This is a genomic window from Streptomyces sp. 6N223 (assembly GCF_052246635.1).
GTDB lineage: Bacteria > Actinomycetota > Actinomycetes > Streptomycetales > Streptomycetaceae > Streptomyces.
The window spans coordinates 12032-37935 of sequence record NZ_JBQQCA010000003.1 but is presented as its reverse complement, the minus strand read 5'-3'; the positions used below and the strand labels follow the sequence as shown (position 1 = coordinate 37935).

General features: G+C 72.0%; 14 protein-coding genes. 4 read left to right on the top strand and 10 right to left on the bottom strand.

What is annotated here, in order from left to right; all coding sequences use genetic code 11:
* Positions 1-215: 215 nt before the first annotated feature.
* Entirely contained in the window at positions 216-854 is a 639-nt protein-coding gene (locus tag ACTWQH_RS03140; RefSeq protein ID WP_443284723.1) for a phage tail tip lysozyme, read from the top strand.
* A gap of 474 nt (positions 855-1328) precedes the next feature.
* On the opposite strand, the gene ACTWQH_RS03135 is transcribed toward ACTWQH_RS03140, so the two are convergent.
* On the bottom strand, positions 1329-1943 hold the full coding sequence (locus ACTWQH_RS03135) for a hypothetical protein (RefSeq protein WP_443284722.1): 615 nt from the start codon (positions 1941-1943) through the stop codon (positions 1329-1331).
* 169 nt (positions 1944-2112) lie between these two features.
* On the opposite strand from ACTWQH_RS03135, the gene ACTWQH_RS03130 reads away from it, so the two are divergent.
* The 3 genes from ACTWQH_RS03130 (at position 2113) to ACTWQH_RS03120 (ending at position 5481) form a co-directional block, all read left to right on the top strand.
* Positions 2113-3024: a thermonuclease family protein gene (locus ACTWQH_RS03130; RefSeq protein ID WP_443284721.1), complete on the top strand. Its 912-nt coding sequence runs from the start codon at positions 2113-2115 to the stop codon at positions 3022-3024.
* A 319-nt stretch (positions 3025-3343) separates the two neighbouring features.
* Positions 3344-3751 carry a RidA family protein gene (locus tag ACTWQH_RS03125; protein ID WP_443284720.1) on the top strand — a complete coding sequence of 136 codons (408 nt, stop codon included), beginning with the start codon at positions 3344-3346 and terminating at the stop codon, positions 3749-3751.
* Between the two features lie 62 nt (positions 3752-3813).
* Positions 3814-5481 (top strand): hypothetical protein, encoded by a 1668-nt coding sequence (locus tag ACTWQH_RS03120; RefSeq protein ID WP_443284719.1) that lies wholly within the window; start codon positions 3814-3816, stop codon positions 5479-5481.
* A 37-nt stretch (positions 5482-5518) separates the two neighbouring features.
* Here ACTWQH_RS03120 and ACTWQH_RS03115 read toward each other — a convergent pair whose 3' ends face one another.
* Genes ACTWQH_RS03115 through ACTWQH_RS03075 form a run of 9 tightly spaced genes read right to left on the bottom strand, consistent with a single transcriptional unit; the run spans position 5519 to position 25858 of the window.
* Positions 5519-10132 carry an amino acid adenylation domain-containing protein gene (locus tag ACTWQH_RS03115; protein WP_443284718.1) on the bottom strand — a complete coding sequence of 1538 codons (4614 nt, stop codon included), beginning with the start codon at positions 10130-10132 and terminating at the stop codon, positions 5519-5521.
* A 41-nt stretch (positions 10133-10173) separates the two neighbouring features.
* Positions 10174-14172 carry an amino acid adenylation domain-containing protein gene (locus tag ACTWQH_RS03110; RefSeq protein ID WP_443284717.1) on the bottom strand — a complete coding sequence of 1333 codons (3999 nt, stop codon included), beginning with the start codon at positions 14170-14172 and terminating at the stop codon, positions 10174-10176.
* Entirely contained in the window at positions 14165-15163 is a 999-nt protein-coding gene (locus ACTWQH_RS03105; RefSeq protein WP_443284716.1) for a 3-hydroxyacyl-CoA dehydrogenase family protein, read from the bottom strand. The genes ACTWQH_RS03110 and ACTWQH_RS03105 overlap by 8 nt, the downstream gene beginning before the upstream one ends.
* 31 nt (positions 15164-15194) lie before the next feature.
* Positions 15195-20420 (bottom strand): condensation domain-containing protein, encoded by a 5226-nt coding sequence (locus ACTWQH_RS03100; protein WP_443284715.1) that lies wholly within the window; start codon positions 20418-20420, stop codon positions 15195-15197.
* Between the two features lie 22 nt (positions 20421-20442).
* On the bottom strand, positions 20443-22323 hold the full coding sequence (locus tag ACTWQH_RS03095) for a non-ribosomal peptide synthetase (RefSeq protein WP_443284714.1): 1881 nt from the start codon (positions 22321-22323) through the stop codon (positions 20443-20445).
* A complete protein-coding gene (locus tag ACTWQH_RS03090) occupies positions 22320-23432 on the bottom strand; it encodes an HAD-IIIC family phosphatase (RefSeq protein ID WP_443284713.1) in 1113 nt (370 codons plus the stop codon). Before ACTWQH_RS03090 ends, ACTWQH_RS03095 begins: the two co-directional genes overlap by 4 nt.
* Entirely contained in the window at positions 23429-24637 is a 1209-nt protein-coding gene (locus ACTWQH_RS03085) for an acyl-CoA dehydrogenase family protein (protein ID WP_443284712.1), read from the bottom strand. The genes ACTWQH_RS03090 and ACTWQH_RS03085 overlap by 4 nt, the downstream gene beginning before the upstream one ends.
* Positions 24621-24890: an acyl carrier protein gene (locus tag ACTWQH_RS03080; protein ID WP_443284711.1), complete on the bottom strand. Its 270-nt coding sequence runs from the start codon at positions 24888-24890 to the stop codon at positions 24621-24623. The genes ACTWQH_RS03085 and ACTWQH_RS03080 overlap by 17 nt, the downstream gene beginning before the upstream one ends.
* Positions 24887-25858 carry a ketoacyl-ACP synthase III family protein gene (locus ACTWQH_RS03075; RefSeq protein WP_443284919.1) on the bottom strand — a complete coding sequence of 324 codons (972 nt, stop codon included), beginning with the start codon at positions 25856-25858 and terminating at the stop codon, positions 24887-24889. Before ACTWQH_RS03075 ends, ACTWQH_RS03080 begins: the two co-directional genes overlap by 4 nt.
* Between the last annotated feature and the right edge of the window lie 46 nt (positions 25859-25904).

Below are 25904 nucleotides of genomic sequence, written 5' to 3'. Positions count from 1 at the left end.
CTCCGTCGTCGAGCGGATCATCCGCGCGGGACAGATGGCGGCGGACGATGCGAGGGGACCACAACCCGGCCTGGACGATGCCGAACCCAGATGGCCGGCCCCTCACCTGGTTATCGGGGCCACGTGCGGAAACCCGGGAGGCGAGCCGAGGGGCCATCGCGGGGACGGAAGGCTCACCCCCGGGGGGGACCAGTCCAGACCCTGATCGGAGAATCATGAGCGACACAGTGAAGGACCGGCACTGGGAGCGACTCGGTCTCGACCGGCGCATTCTCTACGTGATGGAGCGCCTGGTGGACCACTACGAGTATCCCGTGAAAGGGGTGGCGGGGCTCGTGGGCAATCTCGTGGCCGAGTCCGGAGTGATCCCCACCCGCGTCGAGGGAAGCGCCGAGAGCACCCCCATGCGGTCGAAGAACTTCGACGGCGTCGTGGTCGACCACACCGCGAAGGCCATCATGAACCGGAACGCGGCCCAGCACGTCGGGCCCGCCCGTCCTGGCATCGGCCTGGCGCAGTGGACGGCCCGCCCCCGGCGCGCCGGGCTGTTCACCCACCCGTTCAACGGCGACGCCCTCGGGTCCCGCGCGGTCTTCGACATGGACCACCAGATCGACTACCTGGCGGATGAGCTCAAGTCCAGCTTCGGCGGCGTGCGGGCCGTTCTCCGGCGGCCCGCGGTGAAGGTCAACGACGCCTGCGACGAGGTCGTGTACAACTACGAGATTCCGGGGGCCATCATCCAGGGCGGCTCCAGGCTGCCCCGCTCGGACCCGCGCGTCCAACGAGTGTTCAACCAGCGCCGCCCCATGGCGCAGCACGCCCTCACCGTCTACCGCGCCGCCCATCCCTGAGGGCGTGCGGCCCGGACGTCGCCGAGCATCCCGGCCGCCCGGCGGCGGTGCGACCACCCCGGAGAGCGGGCCTGGCGCCACCATCCTGCGCGGCGCGGGGATCTCCGCCGTGGGCGGGCCGGGGGGCGCGCTCGGCGGGTGGCTTCCGGCCCGCGCGGCCTTCGCCGGAGCGCTTCTTCGTCCCGTCCTCCGTCCCGTCGCGTCGCGGTGCCGCGGGCCACGCCGAGGACGACGGCTACGCGCCGGCCTACGAGCACAATCCGGAGCGCGGCGCGTCCGACCTGCTGATCCTGGCCGCGGCCATCGACACACGCGACCAGCACTACATCCGCATCCGAGGCGGCCATTACGGCCGCGCTGCGCCCTGACCTGCCAGGAGTCGGGTCACGCCGTCGGCCCGCGCGCATGCGTCATGGCGCTGAACGCAGCCACTCCGCACAGCACCCGGACGTTCCGGGGCTGCCCCTGACAGCCTCACCCCACCGGCTCGCTCGGCTGCTCCTGCACGAACGCGGGCCAGGACCCCGGGTCGACGTGGTTGTTCTCCGGGACATGGGCGTGCGCGTACCAGCCGCCGCGGGACTTCCAGACGCTTGGCGAGCGGTCCGAGGTGAAATCCGTCGGACGACCCATGGGCCAGGTGTCCTGCACACCCCAGGAGCGCACCCACGCGTTGAGTTCGCTCCAGCCCTTGCACGGGGTGTCGGTCAGCCTGGCGAAGACCGTGCCGTTGAGGCGGCAGTGCGGGAAGAACAGAGCCTCGATCTGGATGACGACCTCGCCGGCGCGATTGGTGCGGGTACCGCCGGGCCGGTCGTCGAGCCCTTTGCTGCGGGAGGTGGCGGGGAAGAACTGGGCGAACTCGCCGTTGAAGGGGTCCCACAGGATGTGCGGCGCCAGGCCCCTTCCGCCATGGGTGAAGAAGCTCTTGAGCGTGGCGAAGGGCACGAGATCCATCGGCGCTTCCGCGGTGGCATCCTCCTCGTCCGCCGTGATATGCGCAATCGCCTTCGCCGGAAACGCCGGATCACACGGGGCGTGATCGCCGAGATCCGCCTTGATGGCCTGTGGCATCCATTTCTTCGGCATGTCTCCACCATGCCCAACGGGACCTGATCCCGCGACCTGAACCGTTCCAGACGTTCCGCCGTTCCGGTTGCCGACCTGCCGCGAGCGCATGACCCTGGCAGGAACTGACAGGAAAACCACTCTTCGGACTCCCGGCAGAAAATGCCGGACAACGACAAGGAGGTTGGTCGTGATCGATCCCGTACAGATCTTCTGGTCGCCTGCCGGGGCCAGCATGCCGACGCTGGGCTCCCGCTCACTGGAGGACGTGCACGACGGCGACACTCCTGCCATCCGGATGCCGATCCGTATGCTCTCCGTCGACACTCCGGAGGTCACCGCCGGATCTGCCGAGCGCGCGGCGGTCATCGACGAGCAGTTCTCGCAGTTGGCGGACTGGATGCGTCGCGGGCTCGCCCCCATCTCCCCGGCTCTCGCCGAGTTCCTTGTCCCGAAACTCGAAACGGGGCGCGCCGCCAGCCAGCACTTCCAGCAGGGCACCGACGCCTCGACGTTCGCCAAGCACAACATCGAGACCCGGCTGGCCCGCCCCGACGGAGGCCGGCCACGGAATCTCTTCATTCGCGTCGCCGACAGGCCGTTCGACGACAACCACCGCCTGCTGGCCTACATCGCTCCCAACTACTCGGCGAAGGAGCGAGCCACCCTGCCCCGGGAGCAGCGGTCCACCTTCAACCTCGACCTCGTCGCCGCCGGATGGGCGGCGCCGTTCATCATCTACCCCTCGATCCCGGGCGAACTCGACCTTCCCCTCTTCCTGGCCGCCGGCGAAAAGGCAATGAGGGAGCGGCGCGGCATCTGGAACAGTGCCACTACTCTCCTGGCATACGAATACCGTGCGATGGAGAAGCTCCACCGGATCACGAAGAAGAAGGTGGAGGGCCACCATTTCGGTGCCGGCGACGAGTTCTCCTGGCGGGAACGGTATTGCGTTGATATGCGAAACCGAGTGCTTCACGGACCCGAAGACTATTTCCATGTCGACCCGGTCTATCGGCTGTGGCTCTGGCCCCAGGACGTGTCCGAGGCTGTCGGCAGGCTCAACCTCCAGCCATCAGCGGAGCTTGTTGGCGTTAAGTAATCAGAAATGACATGGGCCGGAGGCCGCTCGACACCGTCGGATCCACCCGGTCGTGCAGCAGCTATGGCCCCAGAGGTCGGCAGTAGCCGCCAACGCGGCGCGACTCACGCTGTCCAGCCAGTGTCGGTGCTGCCCCTCCACCGCGCCATGCGCTCGAGAACCGCTTGGTCACCACAAGGTTCTCCAGTCACTGAAAAGTGCGTTCTTCCACGTCAGCGACAACTCTCCTATAGTGTCTGAGTAACCACAAGAGACCAACGAGTGTCTTGGGCGTCGCGGACGCGAGCCCACCGGCGCTCAGGACGAGGAGACAGGCATCATGGCCATCACCTTTGTAAACCCCAACGCATTGCCCAAGATCGACGTCTACCAGCAGGTGTCGATCGCATCCGGATCGAGGATGGTCTTCATCGCCGGGCAGGTCGCATGGAACGCCGAGGGAGTCACGATCGGGGAAGGTGACCTCACCGCCCAGGTCGAGCAGAGCTACCTCAACGTCGGCGCCGCCCTGGCCGAGATCGGCGGCTCCTTCGACGACGTGGCGAAGCTGACCTTCTACGTCGTCGACTGGACCCCCGACAAGATGCCCGCGCTCCTGGAAGGGATCTCCCGCGCAGCCGCGAAGCTGGGGGTCACCCCGACCCCGCCGGCCACGCTGATCGGCGTTGCGGCACTGGACGTCCCCGACCACCTGGTCGAGATCGAAGCCACCGCGGTCCTCGACTGAAAAGATGTCGTTCGCTCATTGAGCGCCGAAGAGGCGTTCCTGGTCGCCGCGCTACTCGTACCTTGCCGATGTTGCCCGAACGCAGGATCGCCCTGACCGCCGTACTGCGGGAGTTCATCGGCGATCCGGCCCTGTCGCCGGTGGACCTCCATGACCGGTGCACCCGCCTGGCGGTCACCACCAGGGACGTCACCCGAGTCCTGCGCGAGCTCGCACCCGAACCTTCGCAACGGGTCCTTGACGCGGCCCGGTGGCTCGTCAGGAGCGGCTGGGATCGGCGCGCGGTACTCGTCGGCCTCGGTCTGCTGTGCGGCCATGCCGAACAGCGCGACGTCCCGGCCATCGAGACGGTGGGGCTGCTGCACTTCGCTGACCAGCTCGCCACGGAGGCGCTCGCGAAGGTTCCGGGTGCGGCGCACGACCTCATCTGGCTCGCTGAACGGTCACGACGCTATCCGCGGGTTCTCGCTGTCCGGGCGCTGAGGGCGCATGCGGATCCGATCGTGCGCCAGTGGGTGCTGTCGACACCCAGGGACCTGCTGTCCAGCGACCTCGCGCGGCAGATCGCCGAGGGGCATGGGCTGGCGGACATGCTCGGCCAGCCGACGGCAGACGACGTCCTCTGGGACCAGGTCGGCAACCTCCTGCTCGCGATGACCAGTACGCGCAACTACCAGTCCGAGATCAGCCGGTATCAGGAAGCCGCGATCGTCTATCAACGGTGGGTCGCTCTCGCCGACCGGCGACCGGCGACGTTGCAGCGAGCCGCCCTGCTGACCATGGTCGTCCAGGACCTGTGCACAGGGCCGGCGGCCCCGACGGCCGGCGGACTTCGCCAAGGCCTCATCAACCAGATCAGCCACGTGCTGTCCTCCCGGCCGTGGGTCGAGATGCTGCGCCGCGGTGCCTGTTCCGACGATCCGGTCGAGGCCCGGCGCGCCGCGTGGATCCTCAGCGAGGCGTCCCGGAACGACATACCGGAAGGAAGGTTCGCGATCCGGGTCGTGGTACCCGATCCGAATCCGGTCGGCTTCCCTCAAGTGGAGGCCAGGATCGTGATCGACGGTATGCCGGTCGTCGCGGCCGCGTTCGACAAGGGTCCCGCCGAGAGCCCCGAGCGGCTGGTCCACAACGGGCGGCTTCGAGCCACGAGCGAACCGAGGGACGTCATGCTCGCCGAGGCGTACTGCACCGAAGGGTGCTGCGGCGGGCTCTACGTCACGATCGTGCGCGACGGGGAAGAGGTGGTCTGGAAGGACTGGCGATCCTCGATGCGGGGCGATCCGCCGCGGGAGGTCCGGTTCGACGCGGTGGAGTACGACCGGGAGGTCGCCCGAGCCGAGCGGGACCACAGTTGGGAGTGGCCGGCCCGGACACTGGCCCGGCTGGTGGCCGACCGGCTCCACGCGGACCCGGCGATCCTGGGTCGGTGGGACTGTGCGCCTGGATGGTGCACAGCCTGGCTGAAGGACTTCGACGCTGCGCGCCTGACATTCACCTACCCGGCTCGCAGGGACTCCTTCGAGGACCCTTCCCTGCAGTTCGGCCTCGTGGTCGATGTACAGGGCCGGGCCCCGGACACCCTCGCGGCCGAGATCATCGAGTCGATGAGGAACACGGATCCGAAGTCCGTCGCGGAGATGATCGGCGCAAGCAAGGACGCGGCGGAAAAGCTGGGCCTGGTCTACAAGAAGCCGAGCCGCTGGCAGAACCCGTGGATGAGCCCGTGAAGGACCCTGCGGGCTCACCGCCGGGCTGACCGTGCCCTCACAGGTCGATGTCGTGGACCGGGATGTCCGGGGTGGCGCCAACCGTACGCAGCAGCCGCGTGAAGCGGGTGCAGAGGGACTCGACGGTGGACCGGTCGAACAGCTCGGTCCGGTATTCGACGACGCAGTCGAGCCCGCGGCAGCCGCCGTCGGCGTCCCGCCGCTCGAACAGGCCGAAGGTCAGGTCGAACCCGGCGGAACCCCTGCCGGCGATGTCCACCGTGGCGGACGCGCCCGGCAGTTCGAGCCCTTCCGGGAAGGATCGAGTGAGCACCAGCATCACCTGGAACAAGGCCCGGCCGAACACGGCCTGCCCGTTCGCCGCCCGCCGTGGCCCCTGCGCCTCCACGACCAGGTCGAAGGGCACATCCTGGTGGGCGAAGGCCGCCAGATCGGCCTGCGTGACCCTGCCGAGCAGCTCACGGAAGGTCGGCTCCCCCGAGGTGTCGGTGCGCAGTGCGAGCGTGTTCACGAAGAAGCCGACGAGGCCGTCGAGCTCCGCGTCCGCGCGGTCGGACACCGCCGTCCCGATCGGGATGTCCGTACCCGCGCCGAGGCGGGTGAGCAGCGCGGCCAGTCCGGCGTGCGCCACCATGAAGAGGCTGGCCTGCTCGGCCGCCGCCACCTGAAGGAGCTGCCGGTGTACGTGGGCGGGGACGGTGAAAGCCACCGTGTCGCCGGCGGCGTGCGCCGGGCGCCCGGACGGCGCCCGCTCCGTTCGGTCGGTGGGGAGCGGGATGCGTTCCGGCAGACCGGCCAAGGCCTTGTTCCAGTAGGCGAGTTGACCGGACCGCAGGGCGCTGGGCTCGTCGTCGGTGCCGAGCAGTTCGCGCTGCCACAGGGTGAAGTCGGCGTACTGAGTGGGTAACGGCGACCAGTCCGGGGCGTCACCGGTGACGTGGGCCCGGTACGCGGTGCCGAGGTCGTCCAGCAGCCGCCGCAGCGAGGCGTTGTCGCAGGCGATGTGGTGGAGCAGCAGCAGCAACGTCTGCCTGTGCGAGGTCTCTGTGGTGCTCTCTGTGGTGAAAAGGACCGCGCGCAGGGGGAGTTCGCTCTCAAGGCGGAAGGGGCGGCCGGCCGCGGCGTGCAACGCGTCCGGCAGCTGGTCCGGGGCGACGGGTTCGACGGTGAGTACCGGGCGCGCGGCCGTGGCCGGCAGGATGTGCTGGACCGCCTGGCCGTCCCGCTGCTGTACGAGGGTGCGCAGGGTTTCGTGCCGCGCCGTGAGGTCGCCCAGCGCGGCACGGAGCGCCTCCTGGTCCAGCTCGCCGTCCAAGCGCAGCACCAGGGGAACGTTGTACGTGCTGTCGGGGCCGGCGAGCCTGTACAGGAACCAGAAGCGCCGTTGGCCGAAGGAGAGCGGGACCGGCTCGGCGCCGCGGTCCCCGGCCAGCGGGAGCCGAGGGACGGGTCGGGGCGCCGACGCCACGGAGGTGTCGCCCGGATGAGCCGTGTTCCCCAGATGAGCGGCGAGCCCGGCGACGGTCGGGTGGAGGAAGACGTCCCTGACATCCAGCTCCGCCCGGGCGCCGAGGCCGGCCCGGCGCACCATGGTGACCAGCCGCGTCGCCCGCAGGCTGTCGCCCCCGAGGTCGAAGAAGTCGTCGTCGGCGCCCACCTGTTCCACGGCGAGCAGGTCGGCGTACAGCCTGGCCAGTTCGGCTTCCAGCGGCGTGCCCGGGGCGCGTGACGGCGTGTGCGCGCGGGCGTGGGGGGAAGGGAGCGCCGCCCGGTCCAGCTTCCCGTTGGGGCTGAGCGGCAGCCTGTCGAGCGGGACGAACAGGGACGGGACCTGGTGCGCCGGAAGCCGCTCGCGCAGCCATTCCCGCAGCCGGGCGAGAGCCGGCTCGGGATCGTCCGCCGCCGCCTCGCGGGTGGGAACCACGTAGGCCACCAACCGCGCGGCCCCGTCGGCCCCCTGGCCCGGACCGTGCGGAACGCCGGAGCTCGCCAGCACGGCGCCGCCCGCCACGCCGGGGGCGGCCAGCAGCGCCGCCTCGATCTCGGCCGGTTCGATCCGGAAGCCACGGATCTTGACCTGGTCGTCCGCCCGGGCGAGGTACTCCAGTGAGCCGTCCGGGCGGGCGCGTACGAGGTCGCCCGAGCGGTACAGCCGCGACCCGGCGGGGCCGAAGGGGTTGGCCACGAAGCGCTGCGCCGTCAACGCGGATCGGTGCAGATAGCCCCTGGCGACACCGGAACCCGCGACATACAGCTCACCGGCCACCCCGGGGGGCACCGGGCGCAGCCGGTTGTCCAGGACGTACAGCCGGGTGCCGGCGATGGCCTTGCCGATCGGGACGACCTGCCCCGAACCGTGGTCGCGGTCCAGCTCGGCCCGGGTCGAGAGGACCGCGGTCTCGGTGATGCCGTACGTGTTGACCAGGACGGGCGCGGAGTCCTGGTGCCGCCCGTACCAGGAACGCACGACGGCGGGGGAGAGCGCCTCACCACAGAAGAGGACCCAGCGCAGGGCCAACTCCCTTCCCTGCTCCCGCTCTTCCGCGTCGGCCTGGTCGAGCGACCGGAAGGCGGAGGGCGTCTGATTGAGCACCGTCACACGCTCCCGCACCAGCAGGTCGAGAAGGGCGCGGGGGGAGCGGGTCACCTCGCGGGGGACGACCACCAGCCGGCCACCGTGCGCGAGGGCGCCCCACATCTCCCACACGGAGAAGTCGAAGGCACAGGAGTGGAACATCGTCCAGGTGTCGTCGGGGCCGAAGCCGTACTCGGCGGCTCCCTCCCGCAACAGCGCCACCGGACCGCGGTGCGGGACCACCACGCCCTTGGGGCGGCCGGTGGATCCGGAGGTGTAGATGACATATGCGGCATGGTCGGGCGTCAGCGGCCCCGTGCGGTCCGCGTCGGTCAGGTTGGCGTCGCTCGTCGCCGACGCGGTCGCCGACGCGGTCGCGGCAGCTTCGGAGAGTTCGGAGAGAACGCATACCGGCTGGGCGTCGGCAAGGATCCGCTCCGTGTGCTCCGGCGGCCATTCCGTGTCGAGCGGGAGGTAGGCCGCGCCGGTCTTGGACACCGCCAGGATCGCGGTGACCAGGTCCTCGGAGCGGGGGAGCAGGACGGCGACGGTGCGTTCGGGTCCCGCACCGCGCCGGATCAGCGTCCTGGCCAGCCGATTGGCGCGCGCGTTGAGCTCGGCGTAGGTGAGCTGCCGGTCGCCGTGGCCGACCGCCGGGGCGTGAGGAGTGTGCGCGGCCCAGTGTTCGAACAGCTCGGGGAGTGTACGGGGCGAGCGGGACGAGGGGGGTGCGGGTGTGCCGACGCGCGGTACGAGCAGCCTGCGCTCTTCCGGTGACAGCAGATCCAGCTCTCCGACGGGGCGCCGGGGCTCGTCGATCAGCTGGTCGAGCAGGCGTACGCAGCGGGCGGCCTCGGCGGCGACCTCCTCCGGCTCGTACCGCCCGGCCTCGGCGTGCGCTTCCACCATCAGGCCGGCCCGGCCGCGTTCCGGCCTGATCACGACGGAGAGGTCCTCCCCCGCGCCGGTGTTGAGCTGTCTGAGGGTCATCGGCCGCCCGGCGAAACCGCGGCCGAAGCTGAAGGGAACGATGTTCGCGGTCAGTTGGTACGGCGGGTGCGCGGACCCGGTGAAGCCGAGGTCACGGCGGAGGTCCTCGTGCCGGTAGCGCTGGTGGTCGAGGGCGAGGGCGGTCGCCTCGCCGACGGTCCGGATCAGTTCGGCGGCCGGCCGGCGCAGGTCGACCGGTACCCGCAGCGGGAGCACGTTCGACGCCGCGCCGGTCACGGCGCCCGCCGTCTTGGGGGTGCGGCCGGCGACCGGGAACCCCACGACGACCTCATCGCCCCCGCCGCTGCGGGCATGGTCCAGCAGGACGGCGGAGGCGGTCGCCAGCACCGTCCAGGGGACATCGAGTTCGCGTGCGCGTGCGCGGAGGGCGGCCACCCGGTCCTCGGGCATCCTTGACGCACCGCGCACCGGTGCCCCGCCCGTCCGGCCGGGTGCGGCGGGCCGGGACATACCCGGCCGGACGGCTCCCGGCCAGCCGGCCATCCTCGCCGTCCAGAACTCACGATCGGCCTCGAAGTCGGGCGTGGAGCGGTAGGCCCGCTCGGCGTTGAGCAGGGTGTCCAACGGCACCTGGTGGCCGGGCCGCGGGGACTCGCCGCGCTCCAGCGCCGCGTAGATCTCGCCGAGCCGTCGGGCGAACAGCGCCAGGCCGAAGCCGTCCACCACCAGGTGGTGGACGAGCAGATACCAGCAGACCCGGTCCTCGGCCAGGCGCAGGAACGCGGTCCTGAACGCCGGACCGTTCTCCAGGTCGAGCGGGCGGGGGATGTCCGCCCGCATCCAGTCCAGCGCGGCGGCCATCGGTGCGGGTTCCCGCTGGACGTCGACGACCGGTACGTGCCAGGCGGGGAGGGCGCCGGCCCCTTGCCTCGGCTCCCCGGAGGCCGTGACGGCGAACCGGGACCTGAACGGCTCGGTCTCCGTGACGGCGAACCGGAAGGCCGCCTCGTACAGCTCCGGATCGAGATCTCCGGCGATCTCGAACGCACTCGCCAGGTGGTACCGGCCCGGAGGCGCCAGCTGCTGCGCCAGCCAGATCCCGTGCTGCAGCGTGGTGAGCGGCATCGACGGGTGATCCGCCGAGTGCACACGCTCTGGCTCGTTCCTCACGGAGTGTTCACCGACCCCTTCTGTGGTGCCGTGGCGGCCCACTGTCCGACGAGGACGCGGCCGACCTCGCCGAGCGCGGCGGGGCGTCCCATCTCCATGTGTGTGCAGTCGACCGGCAGGACCTCGAGCGAGCCCTTGATCAGCGGGCGCCACAGGCCGAGCGCGGTCCCGGGCGAGTGGTCCCGCGCGGTGAACATCACGGCGTTCCCGCCGAACGGGCGAGGCTTGTGCAGGCCGGCGAGGCGCGCGTTGTTGGTGAAGGTCCGGGCCAGCGCGGCGATCCGCTGCTCGTCGAACGAGGCCAGCAGCCCCTCCCGCGCACGGGTGATCTCCACGAGCCGCGGATACGTCAGCGACTCGCCCGCCCACAGGGAGGGGTCGTAGCCGAAGTGCTCCAGGAGCATCGCGAGGACGTCCCGGCCGGCGACCGAACCCGGTGCGGCCTCGGCCGAGGCCGCGGCGTCGGCGTCGGCGTCCCCGACGTTCGCGCCCATGGGGTAGGCATCCAGCAGCGCCAGCGTCTCCACCGACTCGCCGCTCTCCTCCAGCCGCACCGCCATCTCGTGGGCGACCACCCCGCCGAAGGACCAGCCGAGGAGGTGGTAGGGGCCCGTGGGCTGGACGGACCTGACATGGTCCAGGTAGTCCGCCGCCATCTCCCGCAGGGACGCCGGCAGAGCTTCGGTGCCGTCCAGGCCCCGGGCCTGCAGGCCGTACACCGGCCGATCGGTGCCGAGCGGCGAGGTGAGCCCCGCGTAGCACCAGGAGAAGCCCGCCGCCGGGTGCACGCAGAACAGCGGCGCATCGTCGCCCGACTCCCGCAGCGGCAACAGGACTCCGATGCCGCTGTCGGACGTCTCCCGCGGCAACACGCGCGTGCCCGGGGACTCGGCGGCCGCTTCGGTCAGCGGGACCTCTCCGGCGCCGACCCGGGCCAGTGCCCTGACCGTCTTGTGCTCGAGGACGTCCTGCGGTGTGAGGACGAGACCCACCCGGCGCAGTCGGCTCAGCAGCTGGATCGACATGACACTGTCGCCGCCGAGGTCGAAGAAGCTGACGTCCGTGGCGACTTCGGGAAGCCGGAGCACCTCGCGGAACGCCCGCGCCACCTGCTCCTCCCGCGCGTCGGCCTCCAGCGGTTCCTGTGCGACCGGCAGATCGGCGTCCAGCGGCCGTACGCCCGTCGGCGGCTTCTCGCGGTCGAGCTTGCCGCTGCCCGTACGCGGCAGCGCGGTGGCGGCCTTCAGCTCGGCCGGGACCAGATGTGCCGGCAGCCGCTCGGCCGCCCAGTCCCGCAGCGCGTGGCGGCCGGGGACGCGGGCTCCCTCCGCGGGCACGAGGTAGGCCACGAGCCGGGCGTCGTCGCCACTCCTCCCCCTCCGGACACAGGCCATGACCTCGGTGACGGCGGGGTGCCGGGCGAGCACCGCCTCCACCTCGCCGAGTTCGATGCGGAAGCCGTTGACCTTGACCTGGGCGTCCGCACGGCCGAGGAAGTCGAGCAGGCCGTCGGGGCGCCAACGGGCCAGATCACCGGTCCGGTACATCCGCTCGCCGGGCGGGCCGAAGGGGTCGGCGACGAAACGCTCCGCGGTCAGGCCGGGCCGGCGCAGATATCCCCGGGCAAGGCCGTCTCCCGCCAGGTACAACTCGCCCTGGCGGCCGGCCTCCACCTGCTGGAGTGAGCTGTCGAGCACATAGGCGCGTACGTGGCCCAGCGGCCGTCCGATGGGCGGTGCGCCCTCCGGCACAGCAGGGGCAGGGACGGCGGCCGCGGTGGCGTAGACGGTGGCTTCGGTGGGCCCGTACGCGTTGAGCAGCCGGGTGCCGGGCAGGATCTCCCGGATCCGCGCGGCGAGGGAGGCGGGGAGTGCCTCACCGGCCATCGAGAGCGTCGTGGCCGACACCTCGAGACCGCCGGTCTCCATCAGCGTGGAGAACACGGAGGGGATGGCGCACAGCAGACCGCCCGACCAGCTCGGCGGATCGCCGTCGAGCAGCGACAGGAGACTGCCGACCACCTCGACGCTGCCGCCGCCCGCCAGCGCGGGGAAGATCTCGGCCACCGACACGTCGAAGCTGAAGGAGGTCGCCGTCAGCGTGTGTGCCAACGACTCGGCGCCGAACTCGGCGGCCGCCCAGTCCACCAGCGCGACCACGCCACGGTGCGGCACCACGACCCCCTTGGGCGTACCAGTGGAGCCCGAGGTGTAGATGACGTACGCGGGATGCGAGGGCCGCAGCGGCTCGGGGCGGTCGGCGTCGGACGGTGCCGTGGGTGAGAAGCGCTCCAACTCCCCGGCGATGGCGGGGTCGTCGAGCCGGATGGTCGTGGTCGACCCGCTCGCGACGTACGAGTCGATGGCGGTGTCGGTCAGCACGCAGACGGGTTCCGCGTCCTTGACCATGAAGCGGAGCCGCTCGGCCGGGTAACCGGGGTCGAGCGGCAGGTACGCGGCGCCCGTCTTGAGCACCGCGAGCATCGCCACGAGTGTCCCGGCGGACCGGGGGAGCAGCAGCCCGACGACCGACTCCGGTCCGGCACCCCGGTCGAGCAGGAGCCGGGCCAGCCGGTTGGCACGCTCGTGGAGTTCCGCGTAGGTGAGCTTGTCGTCGGCGCCGATGACGGCGACCGCGTCGGGGTGGCTTCGGGCGGCGCTCTCCAGCAGGTCGGTGAGCGTTCGGCCGCCGGGTGCTCCGGAGCCCTCCGTGCCGCTCGTCCAGGAGTGAACGGCCGTTCGCTCGTCCGCCGCCAGCAGGTCGAAGGTGCCCAGCGGGCGCCCCGGGGCGGCCACGGCCAGGGACAGCAGACGCCGGAAACGCCTGGCGTGCGCGTCGAGTTCGGCGGCGGAATAGCGGTCCGACGCGCCGCTGAAGACGACCCGCAGCCGCTGGTCCGCGGGGTCGTCGTCGAGTACGACGCGCACGTCGTGGACCGGGTCGGGCGCCAGGTCGTGGACCACCGCGGACAGCTCACCGAACCGCACGGGGGCGCGGGGGGCGCGGATGTCGGCGATCGGCCCGAACAGCCGCGGCCGATCGCAGGGCGCCAGCCGCTGGTGCCTGACCGCCTCGCGCGACTCCCGGGCGACGTCGCGGACGAGTTCGGCGAAGCTGGCGCCGGACCGTACCGTCAGCCGGAGCGGCACGATGCTCTCGCTGGCGTCCGGGATACGCCGGCTGACCCGGCTCGGCCGGCCGTCCACCGGCATGCCGATCACCACGTCCGTGGCGCCGCTCAGCCGGTGGGCGTAGGCCGCCACGGCGGCGGACAGCACCGCCCTCACCGGCACACCGCCGTAGCGGGCGATGGCACGCACGGCTTCCGTGTCGGTGGTGCCGAGCGTCACCGGGCGGGAGTTCACCGGTGCCCGCAGCCCGTCGGCGTCGGCGTCCCGGGCCGATGGGGGCACCTCCCAGGCCCCCAAGGGCCTGGGGGAAGACGCTAAGGTCACCGGCTCGGGGAGGTCGGCGAGCCGCCGGCGCCAGTAGGCGCGGTCGGCTTCCTGCGCGGGAGATCCGGCGTACCCGGCCGCCGCCGAGGCCAGCTGGGCCCGGGTGGCCAGGGCGCCGTCAGCGGCCGGGCGGCCCTCGGCGAGCGCCGTGTACACCTCGGAGACCCGACGGGTGATCAGCGCACAGCCGAAGCGGTCGACGACGGCCCGGTGGTGCCGGTGGAACCAGTGGTGGCGGTCCGGGCCGAGCCGCAGTAACGCCTGGGTGGACGAGGGCTGTCCGGTCTCCTCGCCGCCCCGCTCGAGCGCCGCGCGTGCCCACGCCTCGGCCGCGTCCCTGGGGGCACCTCCCAGGCCCCCGGGGCCTGGGGGAGGGTCCGCCTCCGTGCTCAGGTCCACCACGGGCAGCGGCAGGCCGTCCCGCAGTGCGGCGGCCTCGGCCACGACCTGGGCGACCGCCCTGCCCAGCGTGGTGAGGTCCAGCTCGCCGTGGATCTCCACGAGCTGGGCGGTGTGGCCGACGGCCTGGCGGTCAGCCATGGCCGGTCCCTCCCCGCGCGGTGAGGTGCTGTGGCGAGTACTGCGCGTACTGGTAGAAACCACTGCCCGACTTGCGTCCCACGTTGCCTTCGGCGACGAGACGGGCCAGCAGGGGGCAGGGCCGGAAGCGGTCCTCGCCGGTGTGCCGGCGCAGCACCTCCAGCGAGTCGGCGATGGTGTCGAGACCGATGAGGTCGGCCGTGCGCAACGGCCCCATGGGGTGACCGAAGCAGTCCTGGAAAACGCGGTCCACGGTCTCGGCGTCGGCGGTTCCCTCGCCCAGCACGGCGGCCGCCTCGTTGAGCGTCAGCATCAGCACCCGGTTCGTGACGAAGCCGGGGGCGTCGCGCACCACGAGCGCGTGCTTTCCGATGCGGGCGAGGAAGCCTTTCGTACGCTCCAGGGTGACATCGCTGGTCTCCGGGGCGCGGATGACCTCCACCGCGTCCTTGAGCGGCGCCGGGTTCATGAAGTGGGTGCCGATGACCCGGTCGGGGCGGCCGGTGAAGGACCCGAGGCGACTGACCGGGATGCACGAGGTGTTGGACGCGAAGATCGCCTCGGCCCCGCAGACCCGGTCCAGCTCGCGGAGGATCCCCTCCTTGATGTCCTCGTCCTCCCGGGCGCACTCCACCACCAGTTCAGCGGCGGCCATGTCGGCGAGCCCGGCGGACCAGGTCACGAGGGACTCGGCGCGGGGTGCGGGCGCGCCCGCCTGCGCCGGCACCCCGGACTGCCGGCGCAGCAGCGTGGCCGTCCTGATCCCGGCGCGGAGCCGGGCCGGTCCCGAAGCCAGCGCCCCGGGGTCGTTGTCGACGACGACCACGGGGCGGCCGGCTTCGGCGAAGCACTGCGCCACACCGATCCCCATCGTGCCCGCGCCGACGATGCCCACCCGTGACCCGGCCGGAACGGTCTGCGCGGTCTGCGCGGTCTGCGCGGTCTGCGCGGTCTGCGCGGTCTGCTGAACGTCTGTCTTGTCGTCGCCCACTGTGCAGGTCTCCTTCGTTGTCCGAGCCGCGTCAGTCGGCAGCTGTGCTTGCGCTGGTCGTCGTGCGGATGGGCCACAGGCTGGACAGCGGTGCACCGGGGGTGCGGCTGGCCGCACGCAGCATCGTGAGCAGTCCCTCGACGAGAGCGCGGGCAGTCGACGCGTCGAAGAGCTCGGTGCGGTAGTCCAACGAGACGGACAGCTCGTCCCGCCCCGGCCCTTCGACGACACACCAGAAGAGGTCCAGCTCGCTGCGGCAGGGCGGCAGCGTGAGCCGTCCCGCGTCCATGCCGGGGTACCGCAGGGGGGCCGCCTCCACCCCGGCCGCCGAGCCGAGTGCCGCCGGCAGCGCCTGGTAGGTGTACGCCACATCGAACAGCGGTGCCCTGCCGGGCTCGCCGGGCAGTCCGGCCGCGCGCACGATGTCGGCGAGCGGCACATCCCGGTGCTGTTCCGCGCCGGTGATGGCGTGCCGCACCCGGTCGGTGAGCTCCTCGAAGGACGGGTCGTCGGCCAGGTCCAGACGCAGCGGCAGGCTCGGCGCGAAGGGGCCCACCCGCGTGCGGGCCGCCGAGAGGGGAAGCGCCGTGCCGGTCAGCCCGATGAGCGCCTCGTCCGCCTCCGTGTGCAGGGCGAGCAGGGCGGCGACGGCCGCCAGCACGCTCTCCCTGGCCCCGGAACGGCCCACCGCGTGGGCGAGGTCGTCGGGAATCCGGGACCCGAGGGTGGCGGTGACGCGGGTGCCGCCGGCGGGCCGGGCCCGGTCCAGCGGCGGCGCGCTGTGGGCCAGTCCCGTCAAGGTCCGTGCCCAGTAGGCGAGGTGGGCCTCCCGCTGGGAGCCTGCCCGGGGCTCGGTGTGCTCGCCGGACAGCGCGGGCAGCTCGGCCCGGCGTCCGTCCAGGCGGGCGCCGTAGAGCCCCAGCAGGTCCCGGAAGAGCACCTCCGGCTGACCGCCGTCGTAGGCCTGCCGGTGGGTGGTCACCAGCAGGACGTGCCGGGCCGGGCCCGTCGTCGCGAGGAGCGCGTGGAGCCGGCGACCCGATGCCGGATCGAGTACGAGTGCGGCCTCGGCCTGGGCGATCTGCCACGCTGTGAACAGGGGCACGCTCTCGCCGGAGACGTCCGCGGTGGTGAGGAAGCCGTCGCCGAGCAGCGAGCCGTGCCCCACGGCTCCGACGGTCCTGGCACGCAACACCTCGTGCCGCTTCGCCAGGTCCTCCAGCGCCGTGCGCAGCGCGGGGAGCCGCACCTCGCCGCGCAGCTCGACGCCGCTGACGACGGGGGCGGCCACCGGGACCACCGGGGCAGACCCCGGGGGAGGGCCGCCGGGGAGTTCGCCGAAGCACGTGTCCTGGTTGTCCGCGACGGCGTGCAGCAGCTCTATGTACGCCTCGCACAGGGCGGAGATCGTGTCGGCGTCGAAGAGCTGCGTCGCGTACTCCATCATGACCACGAGCTCGTCCTCGTCCGCCAGCTCGCCGACGACCATCGTGATGTCGAACTTGGCGGTGCCCGGGGGCAGCCCGGGGAAGTGCGGGCTGATCTCCGGGTCGTGCGTCGGTCCGAGGACGGTCTCGCCGAAGGCGGCGGCCGGTGGCAGCGTCTGGTGCACGTACATCACGTCGAAGACCGGGTTACGGCTCGGATCACGGTCGGCCGCGACCTCGCGCACGACCGCGTCGAACGGGATCTCCTGGTGGTCGAGCCCGCCGAGCACCACCCCGCGCACCTGGCGCAGCAGCTCGCGGAAGCCCGGGTCACCCGACAGGTCCGAGCGCAGTGCGATGGTGTTGTTGAAGAAGCCGAGAAGCTCCCACAGTTCGGGCCGGTTACGGCCGATGGTCGGGGTGCCGACGACGATGTCCCGCTGGCCCGACCAGCGCGCGAGCAGCACGTTGAGCCCGGTGAGCAGCACCATGAACAGCGTGGCCTTCTCCCGCGCGCCCACCTCGCGCAGCCGCCGCACCAGTGCGCCCGGGATGGTGAACCCGTGGGTCGCACCCGCGAAGTCCATACGGTCGGGGCGCGGCCGGTCGGTGGGCAGCTCCAGCGCGGGCGGGTCGCTCAGCCGTTCGCGCCAGTAGCTCAGTTCACCGTCAAGGCGGGAGTCGGCCATCAGCTCCCGCTGCCACCGCGCGTAGTCCGCGTACTGCACCGGCAGCGGCTCGACGTCGGGGGCACGGTTCTCCAGGCGGGCCGTATAGAACTCCAGCAGGTCCCGCATCTGGATCTGCGGAGCCCAGCCGTCGTTCACCGCATGGTGCATGCACCAGCAGACGATGTGGTCGTCATCGCCGATCCGCACGACGGTCACCCGCACGAGCGGCTCGTGGGCGATGTCGAAGACCCAGCGCATGGCGGAGGTGATGACCGCGCCCGCCGCGGCCTGAGGGGCATCCTCGCCCGAGACGTCGAGGTACGTGAAGAAGTCGCCCAGTTCGGGCCGGATCACCAGCCCGGGTTTGCCGTCGGCCTCGACGAAATTGGACCGCAGCACCTCGTGGCGCCGCGCCAGGTCCTCCCAGGCGAGCCTGAACGTCTCGACGTCCAGGGGGCCGCGGTACCGGCGGGCTCCGGGGAGGTTGTAGAGCGTGGTCGTCGGGTCGAGCTGGTGGTGGAACCACATGCGCTCCTGCCCGTACGACAGCACCGGCTCCCCGCCCGGGACGATCGGCGGCAACGCGGCGTCGGGCGCCTCGGGGACGACCGGGGCCGTCGGCGTGGGCGCGTGCGGCGCCCGGTCGTGAATGACGTCCGCGAGCGCGCTGACGACGGGGTGGTCGTAGATGTCCGCCATCTTGAGCTGGACTCCGTGCTGCTCTCGTACCCGATCAAGGAGCTGGAGAGCGATGACGGAGTTGCCGTTGATGGCGAAGTAGTCCGCGTCGGCCGGGACCTCATCCGCGTGCAGCAGCTCGACGAGGGTCTCCCGCAGCCAGTCCAGTACGGTCCCGGACTCTTCGGGCCGTTGCTCGCCGGGTGCGGGGACCGGCTCCGGCTCCTCGGCTGCCGGTGCCGGTGCCGGTGCCGGTGCCGGAACGGGAGCGGGAGCGGGAGCAGCGGGCTCGGAGGGCGGCACCTCATCCAGTGGCGCGGCCCAGCAGGGAACGCCGGTGAACGGATGTCCCGGCAGCGGAACCCGGCCCGCCGACGGGTGGGCCCGCAGCGCCGGCCAGTCGAGGCTGACGCCCAACTCGTACAACCTGCCCAGCAGCTCCAGGACGGCGGCGTCGGCGTCGGCATCGGCGGCACCGGGCCGCAGACAGAGCACGCGGGCGTCCGCGCGGTCGCGGAGGTGGGCCGCCAACCGGTCGCTGATCTCGCCACGGGACGCCAGCTCGACGAACACCACGGGGCCGTCGGCGAGTTGCTCGTCCGCCGCCGCGTGGAGCTGCTCCACCCGCAGCGGGGTGCCCGCCACCGCGGGGTCCTGCCCGCTGCGTGCTCGCCGCAGCGTGGCGGTGTCCTCGGCGCTGAGATCGCCCCGCAGGTACCGTGCGCTGTAGCGGGAGATCCCCGAACTCATCAGCCCGTCCGGCGAGACGCCGGCCCGGACCAGCCGCCGGTACGTCGCGAGCTGTCCGCCGACCATCGCGACGCTGTCGGCCGGCGCGGGCAGCTCGTCCGGCAACTCCTCCGGCAGCGGATCGCCCGGCTCGCCGGGTGCGGCGTCCCCGGAGAGCAGGAAGACCACCCGAGGTACGGCCATGGCGACGGTGCAGGCCGCCTCGGGCCGACGCCAGGTGACCTCGGCGGCCAGGCGTGCCGCGAGCTCGGAGGTGTCCCGGGCGACCACGGACGCACGGTAGGGGTGGTGGTCCCTGCCCTCGTTCAGCGTGCGCGCGACGTCGGCCAGCGGGTGGGCGCTGTGGCGCAGTGAGAGCGACAGCCGCTCGCACTGGGACAGCAGGTCCTCCTTGCTGCGGGCGGACACCGCGACCAGCTGCGGGGTGCGGACGGCGGGGCGTACCGGGGCGGTCGCCGGGGGCACCGGGGGCTGCTCCACCACGCAGTGCGCGTTGACGCCGCCGAGGCTGAACGAGCTCACGCCCGCCCGGCGTGTCTCGTCGCCCCACTGCTCGAGCGAGGTGACGACCTCGAGGCGGGCGCCTTCGAGGTCGACCTCGTCGGCGGGCTCCTCGAAGTGCAGCGAGGGATACAGCTCGCCGTGGTGCACGCTGAGTATGGCCTTGACCAGCCCGGCGATTCCCGCGGCGTGGTCCAGGTGCCCGATGTTGGTCTTGACCGAGCCGACCTTCACCGTGCGGTCGCCGTCGGGACGGGCGAGGGCCAGGCCCTCGGCCTCGACCGCGTCGCCGAGGCGGGTGCCCGAGCCGTGTGTCTCGATGTATCCGGCGGTCGCCAGGTCCAGCGAGGCGTTGCGCCACGCCTTGGTGATGACCTGCGCCTGCGAGCGGGCGCTCGGTGTGCTGATGGTCGCGGAGTGCCGGCCGTTGTGCACCACGGCGCTGCCGCGGATCACGGCGTGGATGAACGCACCCTCCGCCAGCGCCCGTTCCAGCGTGGTGAGGACCACCACCGCGCCGCCCTCGCCCCAGCCCGCGCCGTCCGCGGCACGGTCGAACGCGCGGGACCGGGCGGTGGGCGAGGCGACACCGGGGAAGTCGGCCACAGTGGCCGCCGGCGGCACGATGTGGCGCAGGCTCACCCCGCCCACGACGGCGTGGTCCGCGTCGCCGTCGCCGAGTTCACGGCATGCCTGGTGGACGGCGACGAGTGAGCCGTTGCAGCCGGTGTCCACGCCGTAGCAAGGGCCGGTGAAACCGAAGAGGTGGGAGATCCTGGCGGGCAGGGCACAGGGGATGTTCCCGTTCAGGCTGAGCGTGCCGCGCTCGCGCACCAGGGGCGCGTAGCCGTTGTTCGGCGAGCTGAAGATCACCGCTGTCTGGCTGTCCCGGAGCCCGGACGGGGCGTATCCGGCGTTCTCCAGCGCCTCCTGGGTGAGCTGGAGTGCCAGCCGGTGCTGCGGGTCGGTCACCTCCGCCTCGCGCCGGGACAGCCCGAAGAACTCGTGGTCGAAGAGGTCGATCCGCTCCAGGTAGCCCTGCTCCGGATAGTCCTGCCGGGGATCGAGCCCTGTGCTCCGGATCCGTTCCGGCGGGATCGGACGCACCGAGTCCCTCCCCGCCCGCAGGTTCGCCCGGAAGGCGGCGAGGGAATCCGCCTGCGGGAATCTCGTGGCGATGCCGATCACCGCGACGGCCGGTCTGCCGTGTGTCACGCCCGTGCCGCTCATGTCACCTCTCCCTTCATGCCTGTCAGAGCTCGTATGTGGCCGGTGGGGCGGGTTCCTCGCCCTGTGCGCGCTCGCCCAGGCGGTCGGCGATCCGCTGCGCCTGGGTGGCGATGGTGATGTAGTCGAACAGCTCGCCCACCCGCAGCGCCCCGGGCCATCGCCGCTCCAGCCTGTCGTGCAGGTCGATGACCTTGATCGAACTCCCGCCGACGGCGAAGAAGTTGTCGTCCGGGCCGGCGCCGGAGTGCCCGAGGACCTCCGCCCAGATCCGGCCGACGGCAGGCCGGTGCCCGCTCCAGTCCCCGGAGGCCTGCCGGTCCGTCGGGATCAGCGTGCGGAGCGTGGCCCGGTTCGCCTTGGTGTTGCGGTCGAGGGGCATGTGGTCGACCGGTACGAACAGGGTCGGTACGGCCTGCTCCACCAGTCGGCCTCGGCAGTGTTCGCGCAGCTCCGGGTCGTCCGGCGGCCCGCTGCCGGGTGTCGGCAGTACGAAGGCGATCACCTGCGGCTCGTCCCGCCCGGCACGCTCGCAGAGCGCCACGGCCTGCGCCACGCCCGCATGGCGTTCCAGCACGCTTTCGATCTCGCCGAGTTCGATCCGCGCACCGCGGATCTTGACCTGGTCGTCCGTTCTGCCGTGGTAGAGCAACGCGCCCCGCTCGTCGACGCTGGCGATGTCCCCGGTGCGGTAGAGGCGCCCGCCCGGCCGCCCGTACGGGTCCGCGACGAATCGCTCGGCCGTGCGGGCCGGCTGGTTCGCGTAGCCGAGTGCCACGAAGGAGCCGCCGACGTAGAGCTCGCCCCGCTCCCCGGCCGGGACTTCACGCAGCCGCTCGTCCAGTACCAGGGTCCGCGCTCCCGGGAAGGGCCGCCCGATGGGGATGCGGTCCCGGGTCGGGTCCGGATCGGTCTCCACCGTGCAGGTGATGGTCGTCTCGGTGGGCCCGTACTCGTTGACGATCGGGATCCCCGGCAGTCGCTCGTGGTGTGCGGCCACCAGCTGGGGGGTGCACTCCTCACCCCCCACGACCACAAGGCGCAGCGTGTCGGGCAGGCCGCCGGGTTCCTGGAGCACCGCCCGGTAGTAGGAGGGAATGTTGAACAGGTGTGTCACGCGGTGTTCCCTGGCCAGCCGGGTGAACTCCGGCACCCGCACGAGCTGCCGGGAATCGGGCAGGACCAGCGTGTGACCGTCGGTGAGCGACCAGAACATGCCGCCGAGAACCCCGTCGAAGGACAGCCGCAACGCGATCAGGAGGACGGAGTGCTCGGTGCCGTACACCGGCCCCCGGCAGCTGATGGACGCCGCGAGCTGGCCCCGGCTGACCATCACGCCTTTGGGCACACCGGTGGATCCCGAGGTGTAGGCGACGTAGGCGGGGCTCTGCTCCGGGACCGGTGGGTACGGGTCGGTCGGCAGCTCCTGGCCCGCCTCGACGAGCCGCGTCAGCTTCAGGTCCGCCGCGTCCACGACCGCCGGCGGGGCGGGCATCGCCGCGAGCGCGGGTGCCGGCACCGCGTCGCCGCCCTCGCTCAGCACCACCGCGCAGTCGAGGTCCCGGCACAGCGCCTCGAACCTCCCGACGGGCAGGTCCGGTTCCAGGACCGCCCAGGTGGCACCGGTGCGCAGCGCGGCGAGCACGGCGACCACGGACAGGGCGCTCTGCGGCGTCCGGACGCAGACGACCCGCCCCGGCCGCAGTCCGTGCTGCCACAGCAGCCGCGCAAGACCGGCCGAGGCGTGGTCGAGCTCGCGGTACGTCAGCGAGACGCCGCCGATGATGAGCGCGGTCGCCTCGGGCGTCCTGGCCACCTGGCTTCGGAAGGCGTCCCACACCGGCCGTACCTCCGCCGGGGCGTCCGCGGGGACGAACTCATCGATACCACCGGGACGTCGGGTCATGGCAGCCTCGCCTCCTGTGCTGTCTCCTGTGCTGTCTCCAGCGCGGTTTCCTGTGCTGTGCATGCCGCACCGGCGATCACGCGCGTGTGGCCGGGGGCCTTGGGCAGCGGGCGCTCCGGGTCCACGGTGAGCACGAGGCGGTCCTCGTCGGTGACCGTCGCCTCGTAGCCGGCGAAGCGCATCGTGACCAGCATGTTCCGGTTGGCCTCGGTCGGGATGAAGTGCGCGACGGGGCGCCGGCCGGCCGCCAGGGCCTGCTGGATCAGGTGGTGCAGCAGCACGTTCCCCGCACCGCGCGAGGCGACCCGGCAGGACATCAGCATCAGCCGCAGGACCGAGTCCCGCCCGACGAGTTCGGTGACGGCCAGGCCGATGATCCCGTAGTCCCCGAAGCGGTCGCGGAGCGTGGCCAGCAGCACCTGGTGGTCCGGTGAGGAGCTCAGCCGGCGCAGTTCGTCGATGCCGTAGGTCAGTCCTGTGCTGTTGAGCTGGTGCGTGCGGACGGTCAGCTCGCTGGCCCGGGAGAGGTCTTCCTCGGTGGCCGCGCGCAGCTCCATGACCAGGTCGAGCGAGTCGAGGAACGCCTGGCGTCCTCCGGTGAACTCCTCTTCGGCCTCCTGGCGTTGCCACTCGGCCTGGTAGAGCCGGCGCCGCCCGGTGGCCTCCGCGGTGATGTGCTCGGGCCGGAACTCCTGGTACTCCGGCAGCCGTCCGACCTCCGCCGCCGGGTAGCAGCGGACCATGGGGAGTTCGCCGGCGACCTCCGCCCGCTCCACCGGGTCGTTGTCGACGAACGCGATGGTGTCCAGACCTATGTTGAGGGCCTTCGCGATCCGGCGCACCGCGGCGGACTTGGCGCCCCAGCCCACCTGTGTCGCGCAGAACCAGTCGGCCAGTCGGCGTTCCGTCAGATGGCGGTGGGTGACGCTGTGTTCGCCACGGCTGGCGGCGGCGTGCAGGATGCCGCGACGGTCCAGCTCGGCCAGGGTCTCCAGCGCCGCGGGGAAGGGGGCGGGATCGTCGCCCTCCAGCACCACCCCGTCCCACAGGGTGTCGTCCAGGTCCCACACCAGGCACTTGACGGTGGGCGCGCCCGCTGCCGCCGTCACGCCGCACCACCGAAGCGCCGTAACAGCCGTTCGGCTATGTGAAGTTCGGACACCTGCTGTGCTCCTTCGATGATCTCCATGACCTTGGCGTCCCGGAAGTGGCGGCCCGCCCTGCTGCCGGGCGCGCAGCCGGCCGAGCCGAGCACCTGCACGGCGTCGCGGCTGCACGCCGCCGCCGCGGAAGCCGCCGCGTACTTGGCCATGAGCGTCTCCGACACCCCGTGACCCGGGCCCGAGGCCCGTGCCTCCGCGGCCCTGCGGGCGAGTTCCCGGGCCCCGGCGGCGTCCACCGCCGACCTGGCCAGCAGTGACCGGACCAACTGGTGGTCACCCAGGGGGGTGCCGCCCTGCCGGCGGACCGCGGCGTGGGTGGCGGCGTCCTCGACGCACGCCTCCGCCATGCCCACGCATCCCCAGGCGACCGTGAACCGGCCGTGGTCGAGCGCGGTGCCGGCGACATGGGAGAGCCCCAGACCGGGAGGGGCGACGAGCTGACGCCGGGGCACCCGCACGCCGTCGAAGGACAGATGGGCGACGCGGGCGGCCCGCATGCCGAGCTGGCCGTTCACAGGCTCCCGCTCGACACCGGCGCGGTCGGCGTCCACGAGCACGGCGGCCGGCCTTCCCTCGTACGTGCCGAGGACCAGGAACACGTCGGCGACCGCGCCGAAGGTGACCCACCTCTTGTGGCCGCTCACGACCAGTTCCTGGCGTTCCTGGTGGTCCGACCGGCCCGACGCCTCGATACGGGTTTCCACCGACCCCAGCGCGCTGCCGGCGCCCTGCTCGGTCGCCGCGAAGCCGGCGGTCAGCTCGCCGCCGGCCAGCCTGGGCAGCCAGTCGGCCCGCTGCGCCTCGGTGCCCCAGCGCAGCAGCGCCGCGGCGACCATGCCTTGTACGGTCAGCAGCCCGCGCAGGGCGCTGCACTCACCACCGATCCGTGCGGTGATCTCGCCGAGCGTGAGCGGATGGAGGCCGGCGCCCCCGTACCGCTCGGGCAGGTCCGCGGCGAGCAGTCCCGATGCGGCGAACTCCTTGCGCACCGAATCGGGCAGTCCGCCGTCCTGATCCCAACGAGAGGCGCAGTCGTGTGCGTTGGCCGCCAGATCGGCCGCGACCCGGGACAGGTCCACGGGCTCCACGGGCTCCATGGGCGGCAGATCCGTCGTCGCGGCGTCGGGGCCGCTGTCAGGAACCCTCGACATGCGCCTCTCCCAGCTCGGGCGCTCCGGTCTTGCGCCGGACGAACTCCGTGATGCGGTTGGCGGTCCTGAAGCTGTCCAGATCCAGATCCTCGACCTCGATGGTGAGGGCGAAGTGGCTCTCGACGAAGGTCACCAGCTCCAGGGCGAACAGCGAGTCGGCGAGGCCCTGCGCGAAGTAGTCGTCGTCCGGCTCGACCTGCCGGCGAAGAGCCGCGCTCAGGAAGCCGGTGATCTGCGAGGTGATGTCGTTCATGCCGCGTCCTCCTGTGGACCTGTCTCGACCAGCAGCAGACTCCAGGCAGCCACCGGGCTCACGTTGATCAGGACCGCGAGGTCGCCGGGGGCCAGCTCCTTGCGGTCGAGTGCTGTGCGGAGATTGAGGAAGACATCGTTGGGACCGAGGTGTCCGTACTGCCGGAGGTTCTCCCGGCACGCCGGCAGCAGTTCGATGTCCAGGGAGTCCTCGAGGAAGGTGAAGCTCCCGGCGGACAGATTCTGGCTGACGAAGCCGGCGACGTCCCCACGGCCGATTCCGTTGCGCCGCAGCAGGTCGCCCAGCATCGCGGAGAGGTGGTTGCGCGTCTCCACGGCCAGGCGGAAGGAGTAGGTGCTGGGCTCCGTGCACTGTTCGCGCCACGACGCGGTGGGGCGGTCCCGGTAGTCGACGTGGAAGAGGTCCCAGTAGCGCCCGTTGGTCTGCTGCGCGATGTCGAGTACCCGTATCCGCCCGCTGCGGGAGAGCAGCAGTGCCTGCCCGCCGTCGCCGTTCACCGTGACCGGGTGGCGGTAGCGCAGGGCGGCGGCCGGCTTGCTGCCGTGCACGACCAGGACATGGTCCAGGGCAGGGTCCGCGGCCAGCAGTCCGCGGGCCGTCAGCAGGGCCGGGGTGATCGAGACACAGCCGAGCCCGCCCACCGAGAAGGTGGTGGCGTTGCCGGCGCCGAGTTGGTGCTGGAGCCTGGTCACCTCGGAGCTGAGGAACGTCTCCTGGACCCGCGACTCCACCATCACCAGGGCGCCCAGGTCCCGGGCGTCGAGCCCCGCCTGTTCGAGAGCCCGGCGTGCGGCGCGTTCCGCGAGAGTGACGGAGCTCAGCCGGTCGTCCGCCCGGATCGTGTCGATGCCCAGAGCGTCGCGGGTGGCGCGCTCGGCCTCGTCGAGCGTCCGCACACCGTTGATCGGCAGCGTGTGCTCGGGCAGATACCAGGCGGCGCTGCGGATGGCGACGGGTGCTGCGCCATGCTGGAGGGCCTGCTGGGACACGGTG

Coding starts and splice junctions, on each gene's coding strand:
- ACTWQH_RS03140 (WP_443284723.1), top strand. CDS start 216: ATGAGCGACACAGTGAAGGACCGGCACTGGGAGCGACTCGGTCTCGAC.
- ACTWQH_RS03135 (WP_443284722.1), bottom strand. CDS start 1,943: ATGCCGAAGAAATGGATGCCACAGGCCATCAAGGCGGATCTCGGCGAT.
- ACTWQH_RS03125 (WP_443284720.1), top strand. CDS start 3,344: ATGGCCATCACCTTTGTAAACCCCAACGCATTGCCCAAGATCGACGTC.
- ACTWQH_RS03115 (WP_443284718.1), bottom strand. CDS start 10,132: ATGCCGCTCACCACGCTGCAGCACGGGATCTGGCTGGCGCAGCAGCTG.
- ACTWQH_RS03110 (WP_443284717.1), bottom strand. CDS start 14,172: ATGGCTGACCGCCAGGCCGTCGGCCACACCGCCCAGCTCGTGGAGATC.
- ACTWQH_RS03100 (WP_443284715.1), bottom strand. CDS start 20,420: ATGAGCGGCACGGGCGTGACACACGGCAGACCGGCCGTCGCGGTGATC.
- ACTWQH_RS03095 (WP_443284714.1), bottom strand. CDS start 22,323: ATGACCCGACGTCCCGGTGGTATCGATGAGTTCGTCCCCGCGGACGCC.
- ACTWQH_RS03085 (WP_443284712.1), bottom strand. CDS start 24,637: ATGTCGAGGGTTCCTGACAGCGGCCCCGACGCCGCGACGACGGATCTG.
- ACTWQH_RS03080 (WP_443284711.1), bottom strand. CDS start 24,890: ATGAACGACATCACCTCGCAGATCACCGGCTTCCTGAGCGCGGCTCTT.